Annotated in this window: 7 protein-coding genes; 4 read left to right on the top strand and 3 right to left on the bottom strand. The window is 69.1% G+C overall.

Going from position 1 to position 9,638, the window contains the following annotated elements; translation table 11 throughout:
* The first annotated feature begins 66 nt into the window (after positions 1-66).
* Positions 67-978: an SUMF1/EgtB/PvdO family nonheme iron enzyme gene (locus AIIKEEIJ_RS28575; RefSeq protein ID WP_202917737.1), complete on the top strand. Its 912-nt coding sequence runs from the start codon at positions 67-69 to the stop codon at positions 976-978.
* A 52-nt stretch (positions 979-1,030) separates the two neighbouring features.
* Here AIIKEEIJ_RS28575 and AIIKEEIJ_RS28580 read toward each other — a convergent pair whose 3' ends face one another.
* Together AIIKEEIJ_RS28580 and AIIKEEIJ_RS28585 are read right to left on the bottom strand one after the other, a co-directional pair.
* Entirely contained in the window at positions 1,031-1,879 is an 849-nt protein-coding gene (locus tag AIIKEEIJ_RS28580) for a TauD/TfdA dioxygenase family protein (protein ID WP_238406617.1), read from the bottom strand.
* A 100-nt stretch (positions 1,880-1,979) separates the two neighbouring features.
* Positions 1,980-2,621 (bottom strand): TetR family transcriptional regulator, encoded by a 642-nt coding sequence (locus tag AIIKEEIJ_RS28585; protein WP_161997085.1) that lies wholly within the window; start codon positions 2,619-2,621, stop codon positions 1,980-1,982.
* 298 nt (positions 2,622-2,919) lie between these two features.
* On the opposite strand from AIIKEEIJ_RS28585, the gene AIIKEEIJ_RS28590 reads away from it, so the two are divergent.
* Together AIIKEEIJ_RS28590 and AIIKEEIJ_RS28595 are read left to right on the top strand one after the other, a co-directional pair.
* Positions 2,920-4,410 (top strand): MFS transporter, encoded by a 1,491-nt coding sequence (locus AIIKEEIJ_RS28590; protein WP_003934569.1) that lies wholly within the window; start codon positions 2,920-2,922, stop codon positions 4,408-4,410.
* Positions 4,411-4,427: 17 nt separating this feature from the next.
* Positions 4,428-6,770 (top strand): sulfatase-like hydrolase/transferase, encoded by a 2,343-nt coding sequence (locus AIIKEEIJ_RS28595; protein WP_161997086.1) that lies wholly within the window; start codon positions 4,428-4,430, stop codon positions 6,768-6,770.
* 76 nt (positions 6,771-6,846) lie between these two features.
* On the opposite strand, the gene AIIKEEIJ_RS28600 is transcribed toward AIIKEEIJ_RS28595, so the two are convergent.
* Positions 6,847-8,334, bottom strand: coding sequence for an MFS transporter (locus AIIKEEIJ_RS28600; RefSeq protein ID WP_161997087.1), 1,488 nt, complete (start codon positions 8,332-8,334; stop codon positions 6,847-6,849).
* 178 nt (positions 8,335-8,512) lie between these two features.
* Here AIIKEEIJ_RS28600 and AIIKEEIJ_RS28605 point away from each other — a divergent pair.
* Positions 8,513-9,638, top strand: a 1,126-nt coding sequence (locus tag AIIKEEIJ_RS28605) for an MFS transporter (RefSeq protein WP_238406618.1), incomplete at its 3' end; no start/stop codon positions are given.

A 9,638-nucleotide genomic window follows, 5' to 3' on the forward strand; every position in this document is an offset into this window, starting at 1 on the left:
GCGCACAACTCTGAAAAACTGGAGTGCATGGCCACTCCCGCAGCAACGTCCACCGCGCCGAAGAACATGACCTGGATCCCCGGGGGAACGTTCTGGATGGGGTCGGAGGAGTTCTATCCCGAGGAGCGTCCCGTGCACCAGGTGCGGGTCGACGGGTTCTTCATGGACGAGCACCCGGTGACCGTCGCCGAGTTCCGGCGGTTCGTGAAGGACACCGGGCACGTCACCACCGCCGAGACGGCACCCGATCCGAAGGACTACCCCGACGCGGAACCCGACCTGCTGGTTCCGGGGTCGCTGGTGTTCGTGCCGCCGCCCGGGCCGGTGCCGCTCGACGACTACCGCCGCTGGTGGGCGTGGACGCCGGGCGCGCAGTGGCGGCACCCGGAAGGGCCCGGCAGCACCGTGGCGGGACGCGACCGTCACCCGGTTACGCACGTGTCGCACTTCGATGCGCTCGCCTACGCGCAGTGGGCCGGCAAGGAGCTGCCGACCGAGGCGGAATGGGAGTTCGCCGCGCGCGGTGGCCTGGATCGGGCGCGGTTCGTGTGGGGCGGCGAGTTCGCTCCCCACGGCCGCTACCGCGCCAACACCTGGCAGGGCCGCTTCCCGTGGGAGAACACCGGCGAGGACGGCTTCGTGGGGACCTCGCCCGTCGGCTCCTACCGTGCCAACGGCTACGGACTGGTCGACATGGCCGGCAACGTGTGGGAGTGGACGGCGGACCACTACACCGCGCACCACGGCGCCGACGGTCGGGACACCGCCCCCGCGCACGCCTGCTGCATCCCCAGCAATCCCCGTACGGGTGCCGGCGACGAGTCCGGTCCGTACCCACGGCGCGTGATCAAGGGTGGCTCACACCTGTGCGCGCCGAACTACTGTCTCCGCTACCGTCCGGCGGCGCGGCAGGGCGAATCGGTCGAGACGTCGACGTGCCACATCGGTTTCCGCTGCATCGTGCGCCCGGACAGGTGACGAGGCCGGTGACCGGCATCGCGGTCACCGGCCTCGTCGTGCCGGGCGGCGGTCAGCGCGGAACGTCGCCGAGGATCGACACCCGCTCCATCACGCGCCGGTGCGGGAAGTAGTCACTGGCCGCGTAGTGCTGGGTGGCCCGGTTGTCCCAGAACGCAACGGAATTCGGCTCCCACCGGAATCGGCACTGGAAGTCGGGGACCTTGGCCTGATCGAACAGGTGCTGCAGCAGCCGACCGCCCTCGACGGGATCCATGTCGGGGATGTGCGTGGTGAACAGGCTGTTGACGAACAACGTCCCGCGTCCCGTCTCCGGATGCGTGCGCACGATCGGATGCCGCACCGGCGGGTACTGCTCCCTCATCTGCTCGAGGCGCTCGGCGGTCATGCTCCGGCCGAAGGACGGCACGAAGTCGTGCACGGCGTCGAGTCCGTCGATGCGGTCCTTGACCTCGTCGGAGAGGCAGTCGTACGCGTTGCCCATGTCGGCCCAGAGGGTGTCGCCGCCGGCGGGCGGGACCTGCAGCGCCCGCAGCACCGACCCCATCGGGGGACGCTGCTGCCACGTGACGTCGACGTGCCAGATGTTCTCCGTGCCTGGATTGTCCTCGCCGCGTTCGAAGTGGACCACCTCGGGCACCTCGCCCTGCGGGAGCAGGGGATGGACTTCGAGTTCTCCCCAGTGCCGGGCGAAGTCGCGGTGCTGCGCGCCGGTGATGCGCTGGTCGCGGAAGAACAGCACCTTCCATTCGAGGAGGGCGCGGCGCAGTTCGGCGATCTGCTCGAGCTGCGGGTCGCCGAGGTCCACGCCGGTGACCACGGCGCCGATGTAGGGTGTGACGGGCTCGAGGCACAGGCTCAGGTACGGTTCGTCGCTCGGCCCGCCGGAAGTGCGGCGCATGAACCTCGGACCGAACTCGATGGTGTGTGAGCCTATTTCTACGGAACGGGACGTGATCGTCGGGGGCATGGCGACTCCTGTCGGATGGCTGGCGAACGGGTCAGTGGTCGAGCCGGGCGTGCGAATCCTCGGCCTGCAGCGCCCCGACGGCCATGTCGATCAGGTGATCGACTGTTTCGTCGAAGTCGGCTCGCACCACTGGAATTCCTCTTTCCTGGCGCTGCTCGAAGATCGCCAGGGCGGATACGGACATGTTGAAGACGAGATCGATGCGCTCGACCGCGGTGCGGGGAGACAGGTGTGGCAACAGGCGCGTGAGGCGGCGGACGACTTCGGCGTTGGCGTCCCACAGTGCAGCGAACTCGTCGTCGAAGAAGTCCACCGAGGGCGACACCCGTGCGAGGAAGCGCGCATAGTGGGTTGCCTCCGGCGCGGAGGCGAGAAAGTCGGTCAGCGGGCGTATACCGGCCTCGACCAGGGCGCGCACGTCCTCACCGCGGCCCTCGCGGTCGAGCTCGTCGAGGCGGTCTCGTCGCACGTCGTTGATGGCGCTCATCCGGGATCTGAAGATGGCCGTCAGCAGGCCGTCCCGGTCGCCGAAGTGGTACTGCACCGCGGAGTTGTTGCGGTGACCGGCGGCCGCCGCGATGTCCCTCAGCGACACTCCGTCGATGCCCTTTGTTGCATAGAGCTTTTCGGCAACCTCGACCAGCGCGCGCCGGGACTCGTCCGTGGATGACATGACGCCACCGTACGGCGTCGGCCCAGCGGCGTCAAGACACTGACTTAAATTCTGCCGAGGCGGTGAAATATCGTGTTTTCCAGCCAGTTTCGGGGTACGGTTCGATCGCGGACGCAGAGTGCACCCTCAAGTCCCACTCAGCGGGACGGCGTCCGTCGCACCCCGCAACCGTGATTAGCGTCACCGACCCGAGGCCCCTGCGCCGGTGGTGGACAGCTCCCCCGCCGTGAAGCGCCCCGCCTGCTTCCCAACGCTTTCGGCCACCGTGCCGCCCCGCCCATCCGAACAAAGGAAAACGATGGTGCCCGACCCGCAGCCGCCCACGGCCACAACGTCCCGGCGACGACTGTTCGTCCTGCTCGCCGTGATCATCCTCTTCTCGGAGATCGCGACGTTCGAAATCCTGATGGTCTACCCCGCCGTCCCCCACATCGCCGCCGCGTTCGGCACCCTCGACGTCGCCTGGGTGATGTCGATCGTCACGCTCGCCGGCGCAACGCTGATGCCACTGATCGGCAAGGCCTCCGACAAACTCGGCAAGAAGCGCGTCATCCTGGGGCTTGCGGTGGTGTTCGTCCTCGGCAGCGTGACGAGCGCGGCCGCGACGTCGTTCGAGATGATGCTCGCCGGCCGCGCCGCCCAGGGCGCCCTCGTCGGCATCGTGGCCCTGTCGTACAGCCTCGTGCGCGACATCATGCCCCGCGACTTCGTGCCCGTTGCGCTCGGCGTCGTCGCCACCGGCATCGGGATGTCGGCGGTGGCCGGCCCGTTCGTCGCCGGCTGGCTGATCGACAGCTTCGGCTTCCGGTCGGTGTTCTGGTTCCTCGCCGTCTACGTCACGGCGCTCGTCCCCCTCTACGCGGCGGTGGTCCCGGAAAGCCCGGTCCGCGCCGACCGGCCGGTCGACTACCTCGGCACGCTGCTGCTCGGCCCCGGTGTGGCCGTCCTGCTGCTCGGCATCACCAAGGGCTCGGCGTGGGGCTGGTCGTCCACGCCGACGATCGCGCTGCTCGTCGTCGGCGCGGTGATGCTCGCGCTGTTCGTCGTCCGCCAGCGCACCGCGACCCACCCGCTGATCGACTTCGGCATCCTCTTCGGCCGCCGCTTCGGGCCGACCGTCGTCGCCGTCGGCTGCGTCGCCTACATGATGAACGCGCACGCATTCCTGATGCCCACACTGCTGCAGACCCCCGCCGGACTCCCCGGGATCTCGTACGGAGCTGGCCTGACCGCCACCCTGTACGCGCTGTGGACGTGTGCACTCGGTCTGTGTGCGATGGTCGCCGGCCCGCTCGGCGGATTCGCGGCGAAGAAGTTCGGGCCCCGCCAGGTCCTCATCGGCGCCGCGCTGCTGTTCCTGCTGGTGATGTTCCTCGGCACCCGGCTGCCCACGACGTTGTGGCAGGTCGTCGCACTCAGCGCCCTGGCCGGTTTCGCCGTCGGATTCCTGCACTCGTCCAACGCGAACCTCGTGCAGGACGCGCTGCCTGCCGAACAGAGCGGCGTCGGCACCACCATCGCCGGCGTCGGGATGCAGCTGACCTCCGCAATCGCGGTGACCGTCACCGGTGCCGTCATGGCCGGGCACGCCGCCGGCATGCGACCCGGCGGACGCGCGGTGCTCTATGCCGATACCGCCCTGGTACACGGCTTCCGCTACGCGGCCCTCGTCGGCGCCGCCGGGCTCGTGATCGCGCTGGTCATGAAGCACGGCCGCGCCCCCGCCACGGGCGGCCTGCGGACACCGGATCCCACCCCCGTCGCCGCCGCCCAGCCCCAGCGCGCCTGACCCCCAGGAGATCAGCGATGAACCGCCATTCCCTCCCCATCGTCACCGACCTCCCGCAGCCGTCGGCCGCCGTCGACTACCGCAGTCAGGAGCGCCCGTTCCGCCGCCCCCACCCGGTGCGACCCCCGGCGGGCGCCCCGAACGTCCTGCTCGTGATGGTCGACGACGTCGGATTCGGTGCCGCGTCGGTGTTCGGCGGCCCGTGCCGGACGCCGACGGCCGAACGCCTCGCCGACGACGGCCTGAAGTACACCCGATTCCACACCACCGCGCTGTGCTCCCCCACCCGCGCCGCCACCCTCACCGGCCGCAACCACCACTCCGTCGGCATGGGCGTGATCTCCGAAATGGCCGGAGCTGCACCCGGATACAATGGGACACGACCCGCCTCGGCGGCGACGGTCGCCCGCATCCTGCAGGGCAACGGGTACGCGACGGGCGCCTTCGGCAAGATGCACCAGACCCCGACGTGGGAGATCACCCCGGCCGGACCGTTCGACAGGTGGCCGCTGCGGGAGGGCTTCGACAAGTTCTACGGCTTCCTCGGCGCCGAATCGGACCAGTTCTCCCCCGTCCTCTACGAGGACTTCACCGTCGTCGACCCGCCCCGCACCCCGGAGCAGGGCTATCACCTGTCGGAAGACCTGGTCGACCGGGCCGCGGCGTGGATCGAGGGGGTCCGAGCCGTCGACGAGAACAAGCCGTGGTTCTGCTACCTGCCGTTCGGTGCCTGCCACGCGCCGCTGCAGGTACCGGCGAGCTATCTGGACAAGTACCGCCACGAGTTCGACCACGGGTGGGATCGCCAGCGGGAGATCACCCTGGACCGTCAGCGCCGGCTCGGGGTCGTCGCGCCCGACACCGAACTGGCCCCGTGGCCGGACGACCTGCCCCAGTGGGAATCGCTGAACGAGGACCAGCGGACGGTGTCGGCGCGCCTGATGGAACTGTATGCGGCGTTCCTCGAGCACACCGACGACCAGGTCGGCCGGCTCGTCGACCGGTTGCAGGAACTCGGGGAACTGGACAACACCCTCGTGCTCTACATGCTCGGCGACAACGGCGCCTCTGCCGAGGGCGGATTCGAGGGATCGTTCAACTATCTGGCCGGGCTCAACGGCTATCCGAGCACCACCTCGGACGTCCTCGCGCGATTCGACGAGCTCGGCACCCCCACCAGCTACCCGCACTATCCAGCGGCGTGGGCGCTGGCCCTCGACACCCCGTACCAGTGGGCCAAGCAGGTCGCCTCCCACTACGGCGGCACCCGCAACGGGCTCATCGTGCGCTGGCCGGACGGCATCGCCGACAAGGGCGGGCTGCGCCACCAATGGCACCACTGCGTCGACATCACCCCCACCATCCTCGAGGCGGCCGGGATCCCGGCGCCCCACAGCGTCGACGGCGTGACCCAGATGCCGATGGAAGGCGTCGCCATGAACTACACCTTCGACGACGCCACCGCACCGGACCGGCACACCACGCAGTACTTCGAGATCTTCGGCAACCGCGGCATCTACCACGAGGGCTGGACCGCGGTCACCGCGCACCGCGCGCCGTGGCTGATGGCCACGCACGGTCTCGAGCTCCCGAGCCTCGACGAGGACCGGTGGGAGCTGTACGACACCCGCACCGACTGGTCGCAGGCCCGCGACCTGGCGGACCGGCACCCGGACACCTTGGAGAAGCTGAAACAGCTGTTCCTCGTCGAGGCGGCCCGACACCAGGTCCTCCCGCTCGACGACCGCACCGTCGGCCGCCATGCCGATCCCGGCTCACGACCACCGCATCCGTTCGCGGGCCGGCGCACCGTCACCCTCTACCCGCACATGCAGGGCCTCGTGGAGAAGGCGGCGCCGTCGTTCTTCAACCGCTCGTTCACCCTCACGGCCCGGATCGACACCCACGACCGGCCCTGCCGGGGCATGCTCGCCGGAATCGGCGGGCGCTTCGGCGGATTCGCGTTCTACGTCCTCGAGTCCCGGCCGGTGTTCTGCTACAACTTCAGCGGCAGTCACCGCACCTTCGTGCGCTCACCCCGCCCGCTGACCGGCGACGTGCGCGAAGTGTCGCTGCACTTCGACTACGACGGCGGCATCGGGCAGGGCGGCGAGGCCGTGCTCTCCGTCGACGGCGAGGTCGTGGCGCGCGAGCGCATCGAGCGCACCGCACGGGCGATCTTCTCGATGAACGAGCAGCTCGACATCGGCGTCGACCGGGGCAGTCCGGTTGCGGAGGAGACCGCCGAGTTCGGGCGGTTCGCGTTCACCGGCACCCTGCATCACGTCCGGGTCGATCTTCCGCCCGGCGGGGGTGCGCAGGCCGACGACCGCCGCCGGGTCGCGCTCGCCACCCACTGACCGGTCGACTGCGCAGTTGTCGTGACGCCACGCCGATGCGGGCGATGACAACTGCGCAGTCGCGGACGACCGATGTTCAGCGAGCGGCGCTGCGCGGCCCCACAGGCGATGCCGCGTCCGGCGACTCCCCGCGTCTCCCGGCCGTGATCCAGAACGCCAGCACCGCGCCGGCGAGGGCGGCGACGGCAGCCACGAGGAACGCGACGAAGAAACCGCGGCTGTCGTAGACGATTCCCGTCGCGTCGGCTGTCACCACGTGCTGGGCCAGCAGCGCGAACCCGACGGACGAGAGCATGCCGCCGAACATGGACTGCGACAGGCCGGTGAAGTTGGCGCCGACGGCGCGTTGCTCGGCCGGCAGGGCGAGCATGACGAGGTTCGGCACCGCGGCGTAGATCATGGATCCGAAGCCGACGAGGCCGTACGCGGCGACGATCTGCCACGGGTGGGACGGCGTCGTGCCCAGGATCAGTGCCCCCACCGCGATCAGCACGGACCCGGCGATGAGGTGCTGCCGGAACCCGATCCGCCGCGCCGTGGCACCGACGAACACGCCGCTGACGACGATGAGGACGCCGCCGGGCAACAGCCACAGCGCCATCTCCGTCACCGACAGCCCGAATCCGTAGTCCGCGGCGGGTGTCTGCAGCAGCATCGGAATGAGGGTGGCGATCAGCGTGGTTGCGCCGTAGGCCACGCCACCGGCGAGCAGAGTGATGCCGACTGCGCGGCTGGTCAGGACCTCGATGCTGATCAACGGTTCGGCGACTCGCCGTTCCCACGCCACCCACGTCGCGAACGCGGCGAGCGCGAGGCCGAGCACTCCGAGGGTCCTGCCGCTGAGCCAGCCCCATCCGGCGCCCATCGACAGCATCAGCATCGCGGCGAACAGACCCGCCGTAAGCAGCAGTGCACCGATCCAGTCCACCGAGACGCGGGCGCGCACAGAGGTTTCGGGCACGAACAGCAGTGTGAGCACGCCACCCACCGCGCAGAGCGCGAAGGAGAACCAGAACACGGAGGCGACACCCGTGCGGTCCAGCATGAATCCGGACACCAACGGCGCCAGGACGGTGACGACGCCGACCCCGGTGTTGGCGATACCGATCGACATGGGCTGCAGCCGGGCCGGGAAGACGTCCCGGATCAGCGAATAGCCGAGGGCCGTGAACGCGAAACCCACCCCCGACAGGAAGCGACCCACCAGCAGGATCCCGAAGGTCGGGGCGAGGGCGGAGATCAACGCTCCGGTGCTCGCCACCGCGGCGGTCACCACCAGGATCCGCTTCTTGCCGTAGATGTCGGCGAGCTTGCCCAGGACGGGTGAGGCGATGGCGGCGGCGAGAACGAGCGCGGTCATCACCCACACCACCTGCGTGGTCTGGTAGTGCGCGGCGATCTTGGGCAGCGCCGGGGTGAACAGCGCGAAGGCGAGCGCGGCCTGCTCGGTGAGCAGGACGAGGATCAGCAGGATGCCGATCCAGCGAGCCGTCGACTCCGGCGCTTCGAGGGACGCATCCCCGGAGAGAGGCGGACGTTCGTCCGGTCCGAGTGAAACCGACATGGTTCGGTACCTGCATTTCTCGAGGGCGAAAGGGATTGCCGGACACAGTGCCCGAGCATTCGCCGGCCGTGCACCGGATGTTCCGCTCAGCTGGACGGCTCTGTCACCGGACCGGGCGGCATTCTGTAATGGCGGTCACATGTCGGCGCGAGGCCGACCGTAAGTCGAGGACGATGCCATGACAGGGTTGACAATGACACCCGCTACCACGACCGGATCCGGCTGGACGCCACGACTGGTGCTGTCGCTGGTTTCGATGGCCCTTGTGCTGGAGATCATTTCGATCAGCTCGTACATGGTGGCCACCGCACTGAAGCCGATCGGCGAACACTTCCGGACCGGTCAGATCGCCTGGGTGATGACGGCATGGTTGCTGATGGCGGCAATCGCGTGCCCGGTGGTCGGCAAGCTGGCCGACATCTACGGCAAACGCCGCATGTTCCTGATTTCCCTGGGTGTTTCCGTCGTCGGCGCGGCGCTGTCAGCGATGGCCCCGACGTTCTGGGTGTTCATCGTCGGCCGGGCACTGTTCGGCTGCCTGATCACCTGCATGTTCCTGGCGTACTCGCTGATGCGCGACGTGTTTCCGCCCAGGACGCTGGCGCTGTCGGTCAGCGTCACCGCCGCCGGGATGGGGTTGATGTCGATCCCGTCGCCGTTCCTGACCGGGATGCTGCTGGACCTGTGGTCGTTCCGCAGCATCTTCTGGTTCTTCGTGGTCGTACTGGTCGTGTGCGCGCCGCTGGTAGTGATGACGACGCCCGAGTCGCCGGTGCACACGCCGGCGCGGGTGGACGTGCTCGGTGCGGCGCTCCTGGGCACCGGCCTGGCGTCGGTCCTGGTCGGGGTCAGCTTCGGGCCGACGTGGGGATGGATTCACGCCGAGACGATCTGCTTCCTCGTCGGCGGCGCAGCACTGCTCGCGATCTGGGCGGTGTCGAGCCTGAGCATGTCCTCGCCGCTCATCGACCTGCGGTTCTTCCGCCAGGGCCCGATGTTCCGAATCACCGCGGCGGCCGGCCTGGGATACGGGACGATCACCCTGTACACGACGGTCCTGCCGCTGATGTGCATGGCGCCGATCTCGCTGGGCCTCGGCTACGGCTTCGGGGTCGACGCCCGCCAGTTCGCAATCCTGCAGGCCCCCATCGGCGTCGGCAGCCTGGTGGGCGGACTGGCAGCGGGACGCGCCATCCGGTCCGTCAGGCCGGCACTCACCCTGGTCGTCGGACTGACGGTGATGGCATCGAGTTCTGTGCTCACCGCGTTCGCGCACTCGGCGAAGTTCCCGCTCGTGCTATGGG

Source organism: Rhodococcus sp. YH1, assembly GCF_009939605.1.
Taxonomy (GTDB): domain Bacteria; phylum Actinomycetota; class Actinomycetes; order Mycobacteriales; family Mycobacteriaceae; genus Rhodococcus; species Rhodococcus aetherivorans.